Source organism: Pseudomonas sp. MG-9, from assembly GCF_018729515.1.
Classification (GTDB): Bacteria; Pseudomonadota; Gammaproteobacteria; order Pseudomonadales; family Pseudomonadaceae; genus Aquipseudomonas; species Aquipseudomonas serboccidentalis.
Map to the genome: position 1 here is coordinate 45,396 of NZ_JAHHZH010000007.1, position 19,529 is coordinate 64,924.

General features: G+C 60.6%; 19 protein-coding genes. 13 read left to right on the plus strand and 6 right to left on the minus strand.

The genetic code is table 11. The features are described 5' to 3' along the window. Positions 1–285 precede the first annotated feature (285 nt). Positions 286–840 carry an RNA polymerase factor sigma-70 gene (locus KKQ10_RS18780; RefSeq protein ID WP_027613402.1) on the plus strand — a complete coding sequence of 185 codons (555 nt, stop codon included), beginning with the start codon at positions 286–288 and terminating at the stop codon, positions 838–840. Between the two features lie 96 nt (positions 841–936). Here KKQ10_RS18780 and KKQ10_RS18785 read toward each other — a convergent pair whose 3' ends face one another. The 3 genes from KKQ10_RS18785 to KKQ10_RS18795 all read right to left on the minus strand — a co-directional run bounded on the left by KKQ10_RS18785 (position 937) and on the right by KKQ10_RS18795 (position 3,548). Further along, a complete protein-coding gene (locus KKQ10_RS18785; RefSeq protein WP_215501957.1) occupies positions 937–1,950 on the minus strand; it encodes a GNAT family N-acetyltransferase in 1,014 nt (337 codons plus the stop codon). 84 nt (positions 1,951–2,034) lie between these two features. Further along, the gene (locus tag KKQ10_RS18790; RefSeq protein ID WP_127648730.1) at positions 2,035–2,832 is read right to left on the minus strand and encodes a substrate-binding periplasmic protein; all 798 of its coding nucleotides are present in this window, start codon (positions 2,830–2,832) and stop codon (positions 2,035–2,037) included. A gap of 92 nt (positions 2,833–2,924) precedes the next feature. Continuing rightward, positions 2,925–3,548: a TetR/AcrR family transcriptional regulator gene (locus KKQ10_RS18795; RefSeq protein WP_127648731.1), complete on the minus strand. Its 624-nt coding sequence runs from the start codon at positions 3,546–3,548 to the stop codon at positions 2,925–2,927. 183 nt (positions 3,549–3,731) lie between these two features. Between KKQ10_RS18795 and KKQ10_RS18800 the strand changes: the two genes are divergently transcribed. The 8 genes from KKQ10_RS18800 (at position 3,732) to ppnP (ending at position 13,099) form a co-directional block, all read left to right on the plus strand. Continuing rightward, a complete protein-coding gene (locus KKQ10_RS18800; RefSeq protein WP_215501958.1) occupies positions 3,732–5,522 on the plus strand; it encodes an acyclic terpene utilization AtuA family protein in 1,791 nt (596 codons plus the stop codon). 12 nt (positions 5,523–5,534) lie between these two features. Next, on the plus strand, positions 5,535–6,404 hold the full coding sequence (locus KKQ10_RS18805) for an SDR family oxidoreductase (protein WP_215501959.1): 870 nt from the start codon (positions 5,535–5,537) through the stop codon (positions 6,402–6,404). A gap of 3 nt (positions 6,405–6,407) precedes the next feature. Then, on the plus strand, positions 6,408–8,024 hold the full coding sequence (gene atuC, locus KKQ10_RS18810) for a geranyl-CoA carboxylase subunit beta (RefSeq protein ID WP_215501960.1): 1,617 nt from the start codon (positions 6,408–6,410) through the stop codon (positions 8,022–8,024). Between the two features lie 30 nt (positions 8,025–8,054). Beyond that, entirely contained in the window at positions 8,055–9,212 is a 1,158-nt protein-coding gene (gene atuD / locus KKQ10_RS18815) for a citronellyl-CoA dehydrogenase (RefSeq protein ID WP_215501961.1), read from the plus strand. Continuing rightward, positions 9,209–10,006, plus strand: a complete 798-nt coding sequence (locus tag KKQ10_RS18820; protein ID WP_215501962.1) for an enoyl-CoA hydratase/isomerase family protein — start codon at positions 9,209–9,211, stop codon at positions 10,004–10,006. The genes atuD and KKQ10_RS18820 overlap by 4 nt, the downstream gene beginning before the upstream one ends. 119 nt (positions 10,007–10,125) lie before the next feature. After that, the gene (locus KKQ10_RS18825) at positions 10,126–12,087 is read left to right on the plus strand and encodes an acetyl/propionyl/methylcrotonyl-CoA carboxylase subunit alpha (protein ID WP_215501963.1); all 1,962 of its coding nucleotides are present in this window, start codon (positions 10,126–10,128) and stop codon (positions 12,085–12,087) included. 70 nt (positions 12,088–12,157) lie between these two features. Further along, on the plus strand, positions 12,158–12,700 hold the full coding sequence (locus KKQ10_RS18830) for a 3'-5' exonuclease (RefSeq protein WP_127648738.1): 543 nt from the start codon (positions 12,158–12,160) through the stop codon (positions 12,698–12,700). A gap of 114 nt (positions 12,701–12,814) precedes the next feature. Then, complete coding sequence (gene ppnP, locus KKQ10_RS18835; RefSeq protein WP_127648739.1) at positions 12,815–13,099, plus strand: pyrimidine/purine nucleoside phosphorylase; 285 nt, start codon at positions 12,815–12,817, stop codon at positions 13,097–13,099. Positions 13,100–13,169: 70 nt separating this feature from the next. On the opposite strand, the gene KKQ10_RS18840 is transcribed toward ppnP, so the two are convergent. Together KKQ10_RS18840 and KKQ10_RS18845 are read right to left on the minus strand one after the other, a co-directional pair. After that, positions 13,170–13,976, minus strand: coding sequence for an MOSC domain-containing protein (locus KKQ10_RS18840; protein WP_127648740.1), 807 nt, complete (start codon positions 13,974–13,976; stop codon positions 13,170–13,172). 109 nt (positions 13,977–14,085) lie between these two features. Next, on the minus strand, positions 14,086–15,021 hold the full coding sequence (locus tag KKQ10_RS18845) for a chemotaxis protein CheV (RefSeq protein ID WP_215501964.1): 936 nt from the start codon (positions 15,019–15,021) through the stop codon (positions 14,086–14,088). Positions 15,022–15,474: 453 nt separating this feature from the next. Between KKQ10_RS18845 and KKQ10_RS18850 the strand changes: the two genes are divergently transcribed. The 3 genes from KKQ10_RS18850 (at position 15,475) to KKQ10_RS18860 (ending at position 17,987) form a co-directional block, all read left to right on the plus strand. Then, entirely contained in the window at positions 15,475–15,945 is a 471-nt protein-coding gene (locus KKQ10_RS18850) for a hypothetical protein (RefSeq protein WP_215501965.1), read from the plus strand. A 492-nt stretch (positions 15,946–16,437) separates the two neighbouring features. Next, entirely contained in the window at positions 16,438–17,331 is an 894-nt protein-coding gene (locus KKQ10_RS18855; protein ID WP_215502112.1) for a sensor histidine kinase, read from the plus strand. Beyond that, positions 17,328–17,987 carry a response regulator gene (locus tag KKQ10_RS18860; protein WP_127648742.1) on the plus strand — a complete coding sequence of 220 codons (660 nt, stop codon included), beginning with the start codon at positions 17,328–17,330 and terminating at the stop codon, positions 17,985–17,987. The genes KKQ10_RS18855 and KKQ10_RS18860 overlap by 4 nt, the downstream gene beginning before the upstream one ends. Here KKQ10_RS18860 and yegS read toward each other — a convergent pair. Then, complete coding sequence (gene yegS / locus KKQ10_RS18865) at positions 17,971–18,888, minus strand: lipid kinase YegS (protein ID WP_127648743.1); 918 nt, start codon at positions 18,886–18,888, stop codon at positions 17,971–17,973. The two genes, KKQ10_RS18860 and yegS, sit on opposite strands and share 17 nt — an antisense overlap. A 318-nt stretch (positions 18,889–19,206) precedes the next feature. Between yegS and KKQ10_RS18870 the strand changes: the two genes are divergently transcribed. Beyond that, a complete protein-coding gene (locus KKQ10_RS18870) occupies positions 19,207–19,515 on the plus strand; it encodes a hypothetical protein (protein ID WP_174823769.1) in 309 nt (102 codons plus the stop codon). Positions 19,516–19,529: the final 14 nt, after the last annotated feature.

Below are 19,529 nucleotides of genomic sequence, written 5' to 3' on the forward strand. Positions count from 1 at the left end.
GCCGACCGCGCGAGGCTTCGGAATGCTGTCTGGCCGGGGCTGTGTACCCGGAACCATTCACCAATGAGAACGGATGACGTCTGGAAATAATTAGTCGGCAGGCTGGATCGCCAACGGGGGCAGGCGTGTGGCGGTGTGTCGCAGTTCTCGCTTCGCACCTTTACGGAGCATTACTTCTCTTTCTCAATTGACAATCATTATCATTCAACATAATTTGTCGCTCGATGTGTAGGACGACCCCTCCCCCAGGCGTCCCACTAACCTATTGGCAGCAAGGTGATTTCCATGACGGAACAAGTATCCACAAGCAGGTGCGATTCACCGCTACTTCAGGCCTTCGTCGACAATCGACTGATTCTGGTGAAGATTGCCGCGCGCATTACCGGCTGCCGTTCGCGCGCCGAAGACGTGGTGCAGGATGCGTTCTTCCGGTTGCAGTCGGCCCCACCGATCACCTCGTCGATCAAGGCGCAATTGAGTTACCTGTTCCAGATCGTGCGCAACCTCGCCATCGATCACTACCGCAAACAGGCGCTGGAACAGAAATACTCGGGCCCCGAGGAGGAAGGGTTGAACGTGGTCATTCAGGGCGCTTCGCCGGAAACCTCGCACATCAACTTCTCGACGCTGGAACACATCGCCGACGCGCTGACCGAACTGCCGAGCCGTACCCGCTACGCCTTCGAGATGTACCGCCTGCATGGCGTGCCGCAGAAAGACATCGCCAAGGAGCTGGGCGTCTCGCCGACCCTGGTCAACTTCATGATTCGCGATGCGCTGGTGCACTGCCGCAAGGTGTCGGGCAGCCGTGGGGATGCGGCATCGATGGGTCGTCGTTAAGCCCGGTTCATCGCAAAAAAAGATCGCAGCCTTCGGCAACTCCTACATGAAATATTTGCTTCTGTAGGAGCTGCCGAAGGCTGCGATCTTTTGCTTTTACGCCAACTTGCACCGATCAAAAAACCGCTCACGCCCCAGAATCATCAACGCCGCGCGCTTGTGCGGGAAGTCGAATTCTTTCTCGCAGTGAAAGCACTGGTTGTGCATGTGGCCGATCATCTTCGCGTTGTCGGCACGCGGTTCAGCGACCACCCGCTGCGTGCGCGGATCATCCAGAAACAGGTAGTGCACCAGCGCTGACAGCCAGCTCGCCACCTTGTGCGGACCACGGTGATCCTCCTCCCCCACCAGCATGTGAATGCCACGGTCGTAATTGTCGGCGTCGTAGAACGGCGCGATACGGTCTTCCTTGGCCCAGTAGGCTTCGAAGTAGGCAAACGGCTGATCGTCGAAACAGCCGATCAGGGTCAGGGTGTGCGGATCAGCATTAAGCTTGCTCAGGTATTCGCGATGCTGCTCGAGAGTGCCCTCTTCCTGCCAGAAACTGGCGACACGCGGATTGTTCTGCCAGCGATTGAAACGCGCCAGGTCCTGCTCGATTTCAACTGTACGCAGGGAAATCCACGCGCCAAGACGCGCATCGAAACGTCGATAGACCTCACCGCGCGGTTTCACCGGGCGCAGCGGGTGGCGTTTGCCATTGCTGATCACCATCTGTTGCGGGTAGCTGCCGCTCAGGGATGTACCGAGCCATGGCTGCGGCAGTTGCCAGAACAGCGTACGTTCGCAGCGATACTCGCCGGCGACCTCGGTGCTGACCAGCAGACCGCTGAGCAAGGCTTCAGTGGGGGGCTGATCCAGTTGCCAGATCAATTGCTGGCGTACCGGCTCACGGGCAAACAACCAATAACAGGCCGCCCACAGCGCCAGGCCTGGCGGCAGGGCGAAACGCTCATCGAGCTGGATCGGGCCGTTGCCTTCACGATCCAGACGCAGGCGAATCAGCGGTTGTCCGTCCAGGCTCAGGCTCAGACGGCTTTCAGTTGCATCGGCTATCAGCTGGCTGCCCGAAGGCAGGGCCAGGGCAGTCAGGTCATTCAGATTGGACATGGGTCGGGCTCACGATAATCGTCGACAGTTCAACGATGGGACGTGAGCCGAGAGCGGAAATTTACCCGCCCGGGTGAGAATCGCTCAGTGATGCGGCACCGGCACCACGGCAATCTTGTACGGATCGAAGATCTTCAGCATCTGCCCATTGTCGCGCAAACCCTGCAGCAACTTGCCGAATGCCTCACCGGTGATCGGCGCGGTCGGGCGCAGAATGGCGTAATGGTGGTAGATCTGGTCGATGCGCTGCGATACCAGCAATTCGTCGCGCACTTTCTCGTTGCGCAGCAGGTAATCGAACAGGTACGAGCGCGTGACCAGAGCGATATCGGCACGGCCGCGCAGAACCATCAGCAGGTTGCTGTCATGGGAATAGGTCAGCGTGGCGTTGAAGGTATCGGCGAGGTATTTGGGGTCGGCATTGAAGTTGGCGAATTCGTAGTGATAACCGCTGTACAGCGCCAGGCGTTTGCCCTTGAGGTCGGCGAAATAGTTCTGCTGGCGACCGTTTTCACGCTGCGCGACGAAAATCTCGGCATCTTCCAGCCCCATGTCGACGTCGGTGTGCGCAATCTCCTTCCAGCCCCAGTCGGGATTCTCGAAGATCGCCATGTCGATCCGGCCCTGCTTGAAATCACCGAAGCGCCGGGGAATCGAGGTTGGCACAAGGACAAACTGATAGTCGGTCTGCAATGCATTGAGCGCTTCGACCAATTGCGGCAGCAGGCCGGTGTCGGCACCACTTTCCGGACGTATGGTGTAAGGCGGAAAATGCGCCGCACCCACCCGAACCAGTTGCGCTGCCTGTGCGGGCAACACCCAAAATACCGCCAGCGCTACGAGCAAAAGCCCCGCGGTCGTCCGAATTGGCGAAGACTTCAAAACACCCCACTCCCCGAAAAAATACCGATCAATGCATTCAAGCTAGGCGGTTTCGCCCAGTTAGCCAGTTTCCCGGCCGGTTAGAAAGTGGGTCAGCGCTCTTCGAGCACCAGAATCAGCGCTTCATCAGCCAGCTGATCGAGGCTCAGACTGCCACCGGCACGGAACCAGGTGGTGGTCCAGGACAGCGCACCCGTGAGAAAACGTCGGGTTACAAATACATCGCCCCGGATGAACCCCGCCTCCTTGGCTTCGCCCAGTACCTGCAGCCAGATGTCTTCGTAGACATCGCGCAGCGCCAGCACTTTGGCCTGACCTTCTTCGGACAAGGAGCGCCATTCGTAGACCAGCACCGCCATCGCTTCGCCGCTGCCGCCCATGATCGACTGCAGCTCGCAGCGGATCAGCGCCAGCACCCGCTCGCGCACACTGCTCGCATCGGCCAGCGCGGCGCGCATCAACGCAGTGTTGTAACGAATGGTCTCTTCCATCACCGCACGGAGAATTTCATCCTTGCTTTTGAAGTGATGAAAAATGCTCCCGGACTGAATCCCCACCGCCCCGGCCAGATCGCGCACGGTGGTGCGTTCATAGCCCTTGTTGCGGAACAGGTGAGCGGCCACTTGCAGCAGTTTGCCGCGAGCGCTGTCAGGATCGGTCAGTTGGCCTTGGTCGACCAGTTCGCGCATGACCCTCAGGGCTTTTTGCTCGTCCACCCGTTCTCTCCTACAGTCGATCAGTCTGTTGCCCCCTGAACATGCAGGGTTGCGCGCAATTTAAGCCGCGGGCCGCGACCAAGCAAGCGCTTGGGCAGAAGATATTTCAGCTGTTTACAAACCAAGCGCTTGCTTGGTAGCCTCCAGACACTTCTGTCGCAGGTTCCTGAGTCGGAGATCACAATGCCAACCACCGTTCGCATCGGATGCGCCAGCGCATTCTGGGGAGACACCAGCACCGCCGCCGCCCAGCTAGTGGCTGGCGGACGCCTGGATTATCTGGTGTTCGATTACCTCGCCGAAATCACCATGTCGATCATGGCCGGTGCCCGCCTGAAAGACCCGCAGGCCGGATTCGCCGGGGACTTCATCGAAGTGCTCGCTCCGCTGCTGCCGCAACTGGCCGAACACAACATCCGCGTCATCAGCAACGCCGGCGGGGTCAATCCACAGGCCTGTGCCGCCGCCCTGCAAGCGGCCTGCGACAAGGCCGGTGTCGCGCTGAAAATCGCCGTGCTGCTGGGCGATGACCTGCAACCGCAATTCCAGCAACTCGCCTCTCAGGGCATCCACGAGATGTTCAATGGCACGCCGCTGCCGCCAATGTGCGTGTCGACCAACGCCTACCTGGGCGCGCCGGGCATCGTCGAGGCGTTGCGCCTGGGTGCCGACATCGTCATCACCGGGCGGGTGGTCGACAGCGCGGTGGTCAGTGCGGCGCTGGTGCATGAGTTCGGCTGGGCGTGGCACGACTACGACAAACTCGCCCAGGCCGCGCTGGCCGGGCACATCATCGAATGCGGCGCGCAGTGCACCGGCGGCAATTTCACCGACTGGCGCGACGTGCCGGATTACGAACACATCGGTTTTCCCATCGTTGAAGTCAGTGCCGACGGCCAGTTCATCGTCAGCAAACCCGAAGGCTCCGGCGGCCTGGTGACGCCGCTGACCGTCGGCGAACAGATGCTTTATGAAATCGGTGATCCGCAAGCGTATTTGTTGCCGGACGTGGTCTGCGATTTCACTCAGGTCAAACTGCAGCAACAGGGCAAAAACAGCGTGCATGTACACGGCGCCAAAGGCTTGCGCCCCAGCGACAAATACAAGGTCAGCGCCACTTGGCCGGACGGTTTTCGTTGCACCGCCAGTTGCCTGATCGCTGGCATCGATGCGGTGGACAAGGCACGACGCGTCAGCCAGGCGATCATCGACAAGACCTCGGAGATGTTCAGCCAACGTGGCTGGCCGCCCTACAGCGAAGTCGACATCGAACTGCTCGGCAGCGAAGCCACCTACGGCCCTCACGGCCAGCGCCGGGACAGCCGCGAGGTGGTGATCAAACTCGCCGTGCGCCATCCACAGAAACAGGCGCTGGTGCTGTTCTCCCGCGAGATCGCCCAGGCCGCCACCGGCATGGCGCCGGGGCTGACCGGCATCGTCGGCGGACGCCCGACGGTGTACCCGCTGATTCGCCTGTTCTCGTTCCTGATCGATAAAACCGCCTGCTCCCTGCAAGTCGCCATGGCCGGTGAACAACATCCCTGCGCCCTCCCCGCGCAGATGCCGCTCGACAGCCACGACCTGCCAACCCCCGACCAGCCGCCCAAACCCCAGGGCCGTGCCGACGCCAGTGTGCCGTTGGTGAAACTGGCCGTGGCGCGATCCGGAGACAAGGGCAATCACAGCAACATCGGCGTCCTCCCGCGCCGGCCGGAATACCTGCCGTGGATCGCCGAAGCGCTGACCCCGGCAGTGATCGTCGACTGGATGCGCCATGTGCTCGACCCGATTCACGGCCGGGTCGAACGCTGGTATCTGCCCGGCACCCACAGCCTGAACTTCCTGCTGGAAAACGCCCTCGGTGGCGGCGGTGTCGCGAGTCTGCGCATCGACCCACAGGGCAAGGCCTTCGCCCAGCAACTGCTGGAAATCCAGATCCCGGTGCCGCAAAGCATCGCCGAACAACTCGACTAGAGGTTGGGCTTCATGGCTTACGCATCGATTTTCAAAGCCGATCTGTTCAGCGGTCAGACCATCATCGTCACCGGGGGCGGCAGCGGCATCGGGCGCTGCACCGCCCATGAACTGGCGGCGCTCGGGGCCACGGTGCTGCTGGTCGGGCGCAAGCCGGAAAAACTGCAAAAGGTCGCCGCCGAAATCGCCGAAGACGGCGGCCGCGCTCACTGGCAAGCCTGTGACATCCGTGACGAAGAAGCAGTGAAACAACTGGTCGGCGAGTTGATTGCCGAACACGGGCCGATCCACGGTCTGGTCAACAATGCCGGCGGCCAATACCCGTCGCCGTTGGCCTCGATCAATCAGAAAGGCTTTGAAACCGTGCTGCGCACCAATCTGGTCGGCGGTTTCCTGATGGCTCGGGAGGTGTTCAACCAGTCGATGAGCAAGCACGGTGGCAACATCGTCAACATGCTCGCCGACATGTGGGGCGGCATGCCCGGCATGGGCCACTCGGGCGCGGCACGTTCGGGCATGGACAACTTCACCAAGACCGCCGCCTTCGAATGGGGTTACGCCGGTGTACGGGTCAATGCGGTGGCGCCGGGCTGGATCGCTTCCAGTGGCATGGACACCTATGAAGGCGCGTTCAAAGCGGTGATCCCGACCTTGCGCGAACATGTGCCGCTCAAGCGCATCGGCACCGAATCGGAAGTCAGCGCGGCGATCGTTTTCCTGCTCAGTCCGGCAGCGGCCTTCATCAGTGGCAGCACCTTGAAAATCGATGGTGCGGCGAGTCTCGGCAACCGCGCGTGGCCGCTGCACAAGGCGAGCCACAGCGAGTCGTTCAACGGATTCCATCGGGCCTACTTGCCCGACGTCCTCAAGGACAAGGAGTAAGCCATGCCGCAGATCCAGTCCCAACTCGATCCGCACAGTGAAGCCTTCGCCCGCAACCGCGCGGCGATGCTCACGGCCATCGAGCAAGTGCAGCAACTGGAACAGCACCTGCTGAACAAGGCTGCCGAAGCCAAGGCCAAATTCGACAAGCGCGGCCAACTGCTGCCCCGCGAACGCCTGAACCTGTTGCTTGACCCCGGCGCACCATTCCTCGAACTGGCGAGCCTGGCCGGCTACAAACTGCACGACGACAAGGACGGCAGCGCCGCCGGTGGTGGGCTGATCGCTGGCATCGGTTACGTATCCGGCGTGCGCGCGCTGGTGGTGGCCAACAACAGCGCGATCAAGGGCGGCACAATCTCGCCAAGCGGCCTGAAGAAATCCCTGCGTCTGCAGCAGATCGCTCAGGAAAACAAACTGCCGGTGATCACCCTGGCCGAAAGCGGCGGTGCCAACCTCAACTACGCCGCCGACATCTTCGTCGAAGGCGCGCGCAGTTTCGCCAATCAGGCGCGGATGTCGGCCATGGGCCTGCCGCAGATCACCGTGGTGCACGGCTCGGCCACGGCCGGTGGCGCGTATCAGCCGGGGTTGTCGGATTACGTGGTGGTGGTGCGCGGCAAGGCCAAGCTGTTTCTCGCCGGGCCGCCGCTGCTCAAAGCCGCGACCGGCGAAGTCGCCACCGATGAAGAACTGGGCGGCGCCGAGATGCACGCGCAGGTTGCCGGCACTGCCGAATACCTGGCCGAAAACGATGCCGACGGTGTCCGACTGGTGCGCGAGATTCTGCGCATGCTGCCGTGGAACGAGCAACTGCCGTGGCTGCCGGAGCCGCAATACAAGGAGCCGCTCTACCCGATCGACGAGTTGCTCGGGCTGATTCCCGATGACCCGAAGAAGCCCTACGACGTGCGCGAAATCATTGCGCGGACTGCCGATGAATCGGAGTTTCTCGAATTCAAGGGCGAGTTCGATCAACAGACCGTGTGCGGTCAACTGAAAATCCAGGGCCGCGCCTGCGGCCTGATCGGCAACAATGGCCCGATCACGCCGGCCGGTGCGAGCAAGGCAGCACAGTTCATTCAACTGTGCGACCAGAGCCAGACGCCGCTGCTGTTCTTCCACAACACCACCGGGTTCATGGTCGGCACCGAGTCGGAGCAGCAAGGCGTGATCAAACACGGCTCGAAACTGATTCAGGCGGTGGCCAATGCGCGAGTGCCTAAACTGACCATCGTCGTTGGCGGTTCCTACGGTGCCGGCAACTATGCGATGTGCGGGCGCGGTCTCGACCCACGTTTCATCTTCGCCTGGCCCAACAGCCGCACGGCCGTCATGGGTGGGGCGCAGGCCGGCAAGGTGCTGCGCATCGTCACCGAGGCCAAGCAACTCAAGGAAGGACTGGTGCCGGACCCGAAAATGCTCGACATGCTCGAACAGGTCACCGCACAGAAACTCGACAGCCAGTCGACCGCGCTCTACGGCAGCGCCAACCTGTGGGACGACGGCCTGATCGACCCGCGCGACACCCGCACCCTGCTAGGTTACCTGCTGGATATCTGCCACGAGGCCGACATCCGCACGCTGCAACCCAACAGCTTCGGCGTCAGCCGCTTCTGATCGCCACGGATCCCAAGGAGAACAATAAAAATGATCTTCACCCCGGAACACGAAGCACTGCGCCGCACCGTCCGCCAATTCGTCGAACACGAGATCAATCCGCACGTCGATGAATGGGAAAAGGCCGGGCGTTTTCCGATCCACGAGATTTTCCGCAAGGCCGGCGACCTCGGCCTGCTGGGAATTTCCAAACCGGAAAAATTCGGTGGCATGGGTCTCGACTACAGCTACTCGATTGTCGCCGCCGAAGAGTTCGGCACCATCCATTGCGGCGGCATTCCGATGTCGATCGGCGTACAGACCGACATGTGCACCCCGGCGCTGGCCCGCTTCGGCTCTGATCAATTGCGCGAAGAATTCCTCCGTCCTGCCATCACCGGGGAGCAAGTCGGGTGCATCGGGGTCTCGGAAGTCGGTGCCGGCTCTGACGTCGCCGGGCTCAAGACCACCGCGCGCAAGGACGGCGACGACTACGTGATCAACGGCAGCAAGATGTGGATCACCAACTCGCCGAGCGCCGACTTTATCTGTCTGCTGGCCAACACCTCAGACGACAAGCCGCACATCAACAAGTCGCTGATCATGGTGCCGATGAACACGCCGGGGATCAGCCTCAGCTCGCACCTGGACAAGCTCGGCATGCGCAGTTCGGAAACCGCCCAGGTGTTTTTCGATAACGTGCGCGTGCCGCAGCGCAACCGCATCGGCCACGAAGGTGCCGGTTTCATGATGCAGATGCTGCAGTTCCAGGAAGAACGTCTGTTCGGCGCAGCGAACATGATCAAAGGCCTGGAATACTGCGTCGACAGCACCATCGAGTACTGCAAGGAGCGCAAGACCTTCGGCAACGCGTTGATCGACAATCAGGTGATCCACTTCCGTCTCGCCGAACTGCAGACTGAAATCGAATGCCTGCGGGCGCTGGTCTATCAGGCCACCGAGCAGTATGTGAAAGGCCAGGACGTCACGCGTCTGGCATCAATGGCCAAGCTCAAGGCCGGGCGCCTCGGCCGGGAAGTCAGCGACAGCTGCCTGCAATATTGGGGCGGCATGGGCTTCATGTGGGACAACCCGGTGGCCCGCGCCTATCGCGATGTGCGATTGGTGTCGATTGGCGGCGGCGCCGACGAAATCATGCTCGGGATCATCTGCAAACTGATGGGCATCCTGCCGGGGAAAAAGAAATGAGCACCCTGCCCGACTGCCAGACCCTGCTGCTCGAACAGCATGGCGGCGTGTTGCACATCACCCTCAACCGCCCCGACAGCCGCAATGCGATGAACCTGCAAATGGTCGCCGAACTGCGTGCGGTGTTGGCGGCAGTGCGGGATGACCGTCGTGTTCGCGCCCTGGTGCTCAGTGGCGCCGGCGGCCATTTCTGTGCCGGTGGCGACATCAAGGACATGGCCAATGCCCGCGCCCAGGGGGCCGCAGCCTATCGCGAGTTGAACCGCGCTTTCGGCGCCCTGCTGGAGGAAGCTCAGCACGCGCCGCAAGTGCTGATCACCGTGCTACAGGGCGCAGTGCTGGGCGGCGGGTTCGGACTGGCCTGCGTCAGTGACATCGCCATGGCTGACCATCAGGCGCAGTTCGGCCTGCCGGAAACCAGCCTCGGGCTGCTGCCGGCGCAGATTGCCCCGTTCGTGGTGCAGCGCATCGGTCTGACCGAAACCCGCCGACTGGCACTGACTGCCGCGCGCTTCGACGGCCATCAGGCACGACGTCTGGGGCTGGTACATTTTGTCGAGCAGGACCCGCAAGCGCTGGCCGAGCGCCTCGATGAGGTTCTGCAGCATGTGTTGTGTTGCGCACCGGAGGCGAATGCCATGACCAAGAAGTTACTGCTGGCCAGCGCCGGGCAACCGTCGAGTGAATTGCTGGACGAGGCGGCGCAGTGGTTCAGCGAGGCGGTGACCGGGGCCGAGGGGGTCGAGGGCACCCTGGCTTTTGTGCAAAAGCGTAAACCGAAGTGGGCCCTTTAAAAGCATCGCGAGCAGGCTCACTCCTACAAGGGGATTTGCGTCGTTCACAAAACCTGCAGGAGTGAGCCTGCTCGCGATGAGGCCAACACATTCACCGCCACAATTTCAGGAACAAGACCATGCCCGCCATCCACAAAATCCTGATCGCCAACCGCGGTGAAATCGCCTGCCGCATCCAGCGCACCGCTCAGGCCCTGGGTTATCGCACCGTCGCCGTGTTCAGCGACGCCGACGCCGAGGCCTTGCACGTGCAGATGGCCGATCAAGCGGTCAACATCGGCCCGGCCCCGGTGCAACAGTCCTACCTGAACATTGCGGCGATCCTCGACGCCGCGCGCCGCAGCGGCGCCGACGCGATCCATCCCGGCTACGGTTTCCTCTCGGAAAATGCCGGGTTCGCCCGCGCCTGCGAAGAGGCCGGGCTGACCTTCATCGGCCCGAGTGCCGAGGCCATCGAGCTGATGGGCAGCAAGCGCCTGTCGAAAATCGCCATGCTCGACGCCGGTGTGCCGTGCATCGCCGGCTATCAAGGCGCCGCGCAGGACGACGCAACCTTGCTGCGCGAAGCCGAGCGTATCGGCTATCCACTGATGATCAAGGCCAGCGCCGGGGGCGGCGGGCGCGGCATGCGTCTGGTGCACAGCCGCGACGAGTTGCCGGCACAACTGCGCACAGCCCGCTCCGAGGCATTGAATGGATTCGGCAGTGACGAACTGATCCTCGAACAGGCGCTGATCGAACCGCGACACGTCGAGATGCAACTGTTCGGCGACAGCCACGGCAACCTGGTTTATCTGGGCGAGCGCGATTGCTCGGTGCAGCGGCGCCACCAGAAAGTCATCGAGGAGGCGCCCTGCCCGGTCATGACCCGCGAGTTGCGCCAAGCCATGGGCGAAGCCGCGCTCAAGGCTGGCCGCGCGGTGAATTACGTGGGTGCCGGTACGGTCGAGTTTCTGCTCGACGCCCGTGGGCAATTCTACTTTCTGGAAATGAATACGCGTCTGCAGGTGGAACATCCGGTCACCGAGTTGATCACCGGGCTGGACCTGGTCGCCTGGCAACTGGCCGTCGCCGAAGGGCAGCCGCTGCCATTGACCCAGGATCAGGTCACCCTCAACGGCCACGCGATGGAAGTGCGCCTGTATGCCGAAGATCCGACGCAGAATTTCCTGCCGCAGACCGGGTGCATCCAGGCCTGGGAACCGGCCTTGAGCGCGGGCGCGCGGATCGATCACGGCTTGCTCGAAGGTCAGGCGATCAGCCCGTTCTACGACCCGATGCTCGGCAAACTGATCGCCCACGGCGCCACCCGCGAAGAGGCGCGGCGCAAGTTGCTGCGCGCGGTGCAAGACAGCGTGCTGCTCGGCGTACAGAGCAATCAGCGCTTGCTGGACAGCCTGCTGCAACATCCGCAGTTCATCAGTGGCGAATTCAGCACCGCGTTCATCGTCCAACATTTCACTGACCACCCAAGTCTGCAGGCCCACATCCCCGGCGCCGAGGAGCTGGCCATCGCCGCCGTGCTGTTTTACCAGGCGGGCGCACAGGCGCATCGTGCATCGCTCAAGGGCTGGCGCAACAACGCCGGAGTACCACTCAATTACCGCCTCGGCCTTGAGGAAAAGGACTGGACGCTGCAACTGCTTACGGGCACCGATGGCCGCTTCACCGTGAACGTGATGGAACGTTCGTTGGCGCTGAAGGTTATCGATTGCAACGAGCGCTCGGTGACCCTGGAAATCGACGGCCTGCGCCAGCGTCACGCCTATCGACTGGCGGGCGAAGCGCTCTGGCTGTTCACCCATCCTGGCAACCTGCGGCTGGAGGATCGAACTCATGCACTGATCAGCAGTCAGAGCAGCGTCAGCTCCGGCACGCTGAAGGCGCCGATGGACGGTGTCATCGTCGACGTGCTGGTCAGCGAAGGCAGCCCGGTCAGCAAGGGTCAGTTGCTGGTGGTGCTGGAGGCAATGAAAATGGAGCACCCGCTCAAGGCCGGCATCGACGGCGTGCTCAAGCGGGTGCAGGTCAAGGTCGGCGATCAGGTAAAAAATCGTCAGGTTCTGTTGCAGGTCGAGTGAGTCGCCAGGCGCAAACGCAAGGTTTGACTACGCTCTGATCTATCAGGACGCGTAAATCAGGAAACCTGCGATGCCCCATTGGCTGGTCATTGATCTGGAAGCCACCACAGATGAAGGTGGCTGGCCGGTTACGGAAATGGAAATCATCGAAATCGGCGCCACGCTGGTCGATCGTGCCGGTCGCGAGCAGGATCACTTTCAGCGTTTCGTCAAACCGACCCGACGGCCGTTGCTGACGCCGTTCTGTCGTGAGCTCACGCACATCACCCAGGCCAACATCGACGCCGCGCAGCCGTTGAGCGTGGTCTGGCCGGCTTTCGAACGCTGGCTCGGCCAACACCAGACGCGGCTCGAAGGCTGGGCCAGTTGGGGGGATTACGACCGCAAGCAATTGCTCCAGGAATGGCAGCGTCTGCAACTCGACAGCGTATTGAGCCGGGTGCCGCACATGAACCTCAAGCAACGCTTCGCCAAGGCCCGGCGCCTGGAACGGCCATTGGGCTTGAACGGCGCGCTGCAACTGGCCGGCATGCAGTTCAGCGGTCAACAGCACCGGGCGCTGGAAGACGCTCGCAACACCGCACGGTTGTTGCCGTTGGTGTTGCCACTCTAGAGTCAGGGCGGGAACTCGCCGGACACGCCCCGGGCAGGTGACGGCGCCAGGAGCCTTGTGCATACTGGCCAGCCTTTTGTAACCCTTTTTTGCCCTTTTCGAGAGGAATCGCCCATGTTCAAAGTCAACGAGTACTTCGACGGCACCGTCAAGTCGATCGCTTTTGGCACCGCTGAAGGTCCGGCGACCCTCGGCGTCATGGCCCCGGGCGAATATGAATTCGGCACCGCTCAGCGTGAAATCATGCACGTGGTCTCCGGCGCACTGACCGTTAAACTGCCGGACAGCAGCGACTGGGAAACCTTCGCCGCCGGCAGCCAGTTCAACGTACCGGCCAACAGCAAGTTCCAGCTGAAAGTCGCCGTCGACACCGCTTATCTGTGCGAATACCGCGGCTGACACCTCGGCTTTCCCCGGCGCAAAAAAATGCCCGTGTCCAAGGACACGGGCATTTTCATTTCAGGGCCGGTTACTCGAGGATTTCCACCGACATCCCGACTTCCAGTTGACCATTGCTGTCGTTGACCAGATTCTGGCCGAACATCGCGCCGTCGGCCTGGGCACGGTATTTCTGCAAGGTTGCCAGCGGTTCGCGATCGGCACTGCGTTCGCCGGTCTGCGGATCGATCGTGGTGAGAATGCAGCGCGAGCACGGTTTCACGACACGGAATTCGACGTCGCCGATGCGAATTCGCTTCCAGCCATCCTCGGCAAACGCTTCGCTGCCCTCGATTACCAGATTCGGCCGGAAACGCAGCATCTCCAGCGGTCGTCCAACCTTTTGCACCAGATCCTGCAGCGACGCTTCGCCGATCAGCAACAGCGGGAAACCATCGGCGAACGCAACCTGATCGTCCTCGCGGCCAAATCCGGCCTGAGTCATGCGGGCGCGGTTCAACGGCACCTGCACCAGCCGGGTGGGTTTGCCAATGAAATCGCTGACCCAACGGGCCGCTTCGTCACCGGCATCCGGAACGCGCAAGGTATCGCGCCAGATGGTCACGCCGCGCAGGTCGGTATCTGCCTCCGGCAACGGCACATCCAGCGCCGCGTGCCCGGGCGCGCTGAGGGTCAGCCCGCCCTGCGCATTCCATAGCGCCGCCAGCTGACTCATTTTCGCCTCGGCCCTCTGGGTCAGAAAGCGCCCACTGGACTCGTCCACCAGCATCCAGCGTCGGTCACCTTCAAGGCCCAGTTTGTCCAGGCCAATCGATTGCAGAATCTCGGGCTTGCCGGATTTCAACGGGTAACGATAAAGCGCGCTCAGACGCAGCATGGCCAACTCCCTGGTGGCTAAAAAAAGCCACCCTATACGAGCTTGATCTGCGAATCAAAGCCTGAGTCCGGACACTGCACGACAATGCAGGAGCTGTGTGATGTTGTGATCAGGCAGACACTTCATCCAGCATCAGACGCTGGCGCACCACATCGACCAGTTTGTCCGGCTGGAACTTGGAGAGGAAGTTGTCGCAGCCGACCTTCTTCACCATCGAGTCGTTGAAGCTGCCGGACAGCGACGTGTGCAGCACCACGTACAGGCCACGCAGCCGTGGGTCGTTGCGAATTTCAGTGGTCAGGCGATAACCGTCCATCTCCGGCATTTCCGCATCGGTAAACACCATCAGCAGCTTATCGGTCATGTGCACGCCGGTATCGGCCCAGGCCTTGAGCATGTTCAAGGCCTTCAGACCGTCACTGGCAATGTGCATTTTCACGCCGAGCTGGCCGAGGGTGTCGCGCAGTTGCGAAAGCGCAACATTGGAGTCGTCCACCAGCAGCACTTCGCGGCCACGGGCACGTTCCAGCACCGGATCATCGAGCTTGTCGCGCGAGACCTTGGCGTTGTACGGGACGATTTCGGCGAGGACTTTCTCGACGTCGATGATTTCCACCAGTTGCTCGTCGACCTTGCTGATCGCGGTCAGGTAATGCTGGCGTCCGGCGCTGGTCGGCGGCGGCAGAATGGCTTCCCAGTTCATGTTGACGATGCGATCCACGCCACCGACGAGGAAGGCCTGCACCGAACGGTTGTATTCGGTCACGATAATGGTGCTGTTCGGGCCCGGCACCAGCGGACGCATGCCAATCGCCTGGGACAGATCGATCACTGGCAGCGTCTGACCGCGCAGGTTGACCACGCCGCAGACAAACGGGTGGCGCTGGGGCATCAGGGTCAGCTTCGGCAACTGCAGAACTTCCTGAACCTTGAACACGTTGATCGCGAACAATTGGCGTCCGGCCAGTCGAAACATGAGAATTTCCAGGCGATTCTCACCCACCAGTTGCGTGCGTTGGTCTACCGTGTCGAGAATGCCGGCCATCAATGACTCCTGGGCTTGTTCTGATGAATTCACTAAGAGGGGTTATCGGCTGTTTATGGCGAATCTTGATCCCCGCAAAAATCGCTATCAAAATGCCATGTGCAGGCATTGATGTCACATTAACATCATGCTTTACTGACTCGGTGACTTCATCTGCTACATTCTCTTCTGGCGCGACCACGGTTTGCGCCACAGGTTCCCGCGCGTAAGGGATTCCCCTAGGCACAATCAGGCCCAACCTGATGTTCGCAATATCCAATAGCCATTAATGTGACGCCATTCTCATTGCATGAACGGAGTCAGGCTATTGTGTGCGATCGCAGGTCAGTGGAAACCCACCCTCTGGAAAACCTCAGTCAGTGCACTTGCACAGTGGGGCGCGATCTCCCGACGATTCACGAACGTCGACACACACGGCATTCCCTCATCAGACATGACGCTGTGGAGATAAGCATGCCAATCGACCGTAAAGACTGGGCACAACGCTTTCCCGAATTTCTCGTCGAGGCGCAAACGCTCCTGGCCAAGTCCGAAGAGTGCCTGAGCCATCTGCAATTGATCAGCAACGACAAGGACGCCATCGACTGCATGCTCGGTACCCTGCTCAAACTCGCGAGCCGGGCCGAAGCCTTGGCGCTGGAAGCGGTTTCCGAGTTCTCCCTGCACATTCACAGCCTGCTCAATCACGCACCGGAACATATCGATCTGCACGCACAGGCGCTCGACGCGCTCAAAGACTGCTTCACCCTGATGGCCTGGCAAATCGAACTGGTCGACCAGAACACTGGCCAGTTGAGCCTGGATGCCAGCGAACAGACGTCCCTGATTGAAGCCTTCGCATTTCAGGTCGGTCAAAGCCAGTTTCAACCGCCGCTCTCGACCCAGCCGCCATTGCTCGCGCCCTACCTGGAGCGTCAGGCCTGATTTGCCGCGACCCATGCGCAAATCGAAGCCGTAGATCCGAATCGCTGAATGTCGCAATTGAATAGTTCATACCTGCCAACGACCAGCCGAATTAAATAATCACACCTGATACCAGCGGATATTTTCTCGCGGCCTCAGGGTTTGCCTGTGTCCGGGCAACGAGCAACTTCGGGCAATATCGATATCTATCGAGTGCATTAAAGCGAGCTTTTTTCCATTATGGAACTCACGTCCAACATGGCGTCTTTCCTGACTCAATGGACATATATGGCAACGCGACCAACGGTATCTTAAGTGGTATTATGCCGGCCACTAGTTGCTTTCAATTAATGGCACAGTGATTGAATGACAGACATCCAGCGAAGTTGGCGGTCAGACATCGTTCACTGAGCCTCGTCAAAATCAATCACATAATTGACAGTATTTTCAGACAGAGACCCGCCAGCCACCGGCCGGTCTACCCGCAGCGAACATCCATTGGCTCCATCCGTTATGTACGCCAGCCTCAAGTCGATCATTACATGGCCACCCTCCCGGGAAAATGCACGCCGGTTCACACTCATATTGTGTGTCATCGCAACCGTCGGCTGCCTGCTGACCTATGGTTTTTCAGCGCCACTGTCACTGGGTTTACTGCTGTTGAACGTCGCAGCCACTGCTTGTGTCTGGGTGCAATATCGACTGTCACGCAAATCGATCAAGTTCCAGCCCCAGGAACTCGCGGACCGCTTGCTCGAAGTCCAGGAAAACGAGCGGCACCGACTCAGCCGCGAACTGCATGACGACATCGGCCAGTTGCTGACCGCCGCCAAGCTGCAAAGCGAATGGCTGAAGAAACGCCTGCCGCCAGACTTGCAAGAGCAATGCTCGACGCTTTGCGACACTCTGGACGAAACCCTTAACAAAGTGCGCGATGTTTCGGCCATTCTCAACCCGCGCCAACTGACCAGTCTCGGGCTGGAAGCCAGCCTGCGCGCGCACTTGCTCAAGACCCTGGCCAACACGCCGGTGCACTGGAGCCTCGACTGCCAGCAGCGGCTCAATGGCATCCCGGAAGAAATGGCGGTTGCCGCCTTTCGCATTACCCAGGAAGCGGTCACCAACATTCTGCGTCACGCGCAGGCCAAAAATCTGCTGATCCGCGTACAACGCCTGCCACAAGGCCTGACGTTGTTCATCAGTGACGATGGTCTGGGATTTGCGCCTGCAGCCGATCCGGGGCGCGAAGGACAACGTGGCATGGCCGGGATGGCCGAAAGAATCGAACAGTTGGGCGGCACGCTGAACGTCATCAGCGAGCCGGGCAAAGGCACTCAAATCGAAGCACTATTCCCCTGGGCGCCCCGTGCACTCGAGCGGGCCAGTACGAATAAGGTTATGCGTTGACTTGTAACTTACTTCTGGTGGATGACCACTCGCTGATCAGGGCCGGCGTGCGCGCTCTGGTACTCGACATTCCCGGTTACGCGGTCATTGGCGAAGCCAGCGATGGCTCACAGCTGCTCGAAATGGTCGAGCAACTGGCGCCCGACATCGTGCTGCTGGATATCTCGATGAAGGAAACCGGTGGACTGGAAGCCCTGCAGCGGCTCAAGCGGGTGCGCCCGCAAAGCAAGGTGCTGATCCTGTCGATGCACACCGATCCGGCGCTGATCATGCAGGCGCTGGAGTCCGGCGCGCACGGTTATCTGCTCAAGGACACCACGGCCACCGAGCTTGAACATGCGCTTGAAGCGCTGCGCAACAACGAACGCTACCTGAGCCCGGCGATCGCCCATACCGTGATCAACCAGGCGCTGACCCGCACGCAGAAAAACCAGCCGGAAGTGGCCGACTCGCACAACCTGACGGCACGTCAGCTGGAAATCCTGCGGTTGATCGTGCGCGGCAAATCCACCCGGGAAATCGCCAACGGCCTGGGCCTGAGCATCAAGACCGTCGAAACTCACCGCTCGCAGATCATGAAACGCCTGCAGATCTACGACGTGGCGGGTCTGGTGCTGTTCGCGGTGCGCGAACAGATCATCAGCCTGGACGACTGATCGACCGTACACCGCCCAACAGCGGCGAATGCTCGGGCAAGTGCACCTGCAAGGCTGCGGGGCGCGCCTCGAAGCGCAGGCTCTCGCCCTCCAGCGGCTCGCCATCCAGATTGATGCTCAACCCCTCGGCGACCTTGATCTCGACCCAGGGCAAGCGGGCCCGGACAAACATATTGTCGAGGCCAAAGCCATCAGTGAGCAGATTCTTCAGCGTACTCACCAACTCCTGTGGCGCCGGCAGGATACTGATATCCAACAGGCCATCGTCAGCCAATGCCTGCGGACACAACACGTGCCCGCCGCCCGCCTGGCGACCATTGCCGATGCCCAATGCCAGCAGCTCGCCACTCCAGTGGAAATCCGGCCCCTGTAATTCACCGTAGGCCGCATGCAATTCGCTGAACCGCGACAAACCGGTGAACAGATAGGCGGCCCCGCCGAGCACTTTTTTCAGATCCTCAGACGTATTGGCCGTGACCTGGCTGCCGAAGCCGCCCGTCGCCATGTTCAGGAAAATCTGCCCACCGACTTCGCCCAGATCTATGTCACGCGCTGGCACATCCAGCAGTTCCAGCGCCTCGGCCGGCTCCAGCGGGATCCCCGCAGCACGGGAAAAATCATTGGCCGTCCCCAGCGGCAACAGCACCAGACTGGCCTGATGCGGATGTGCGGCAAGCGCTTCGGCGATATCCCGCAGCGTACCATCCCCGCCACCGGCGATGATCTGCCGGTACCCGCCAGCCAGTGCCTCTTGCACCAGACGTTGAGCATCACCGGCCTCCCAGGTCAGACGTACCGCCACCTCCCAGCCCTGCTTGCGTTTTCCTTCGACGGCGGCGCGAACCGCCTCATTGAGTGCCTGCTTGCCATGCAGAATCAACAGCGCCCTGCGTTCACTCATAATGGTCACTCCCCACGATTGAATCGGTCTGAGACATCTTGACCACTGGCGCACGCAAAAAAGCCGCAAGAATCACTTTTAATTCAAGCGGCTGATCTGTTGCGTCCTACAGGGCGGTATTTTTTCTTACAACATGTGAGGAATCGGCTCAATTGACCCGTCGCGATCATTGATTCACCGTGTGCAGGTGGTATCAATCTTCGATTTAACAACACAAGGATGTGCAGGTAATGAGTGGATACACCCTCGGAACGGGTAACAGTTTGAATGATGGAAAGGTTAGCGAGCTTACATTTGAAACTGCCGACGGACATTTCCATGCATAGCCATGAAGCCAGAGTCTCAACGAGTCCGGTGGCCCCTCTCACCGAAAGTCGCGCCAGCCACAAATCCGATTTCAAAAAGAGCGCCAGAACCACCGGAGAAGTCGATATGGAACCGCGCGTGACCGAACTGGAAACCCATCTCAAATACATTCGCCGGGATATGGATGAAGTCCGCAGCGATGTCAAAACGATCAAACACCGTCTCGCCTATTCGGCGGGGGCAACAGCGGTGGTGTTGGGACTGCTGGGATGGGTCGCCAACAGCCGGTTCGATCAGTTGGTCACATTGATGAGCCATTGATTGGGGAACGCAGG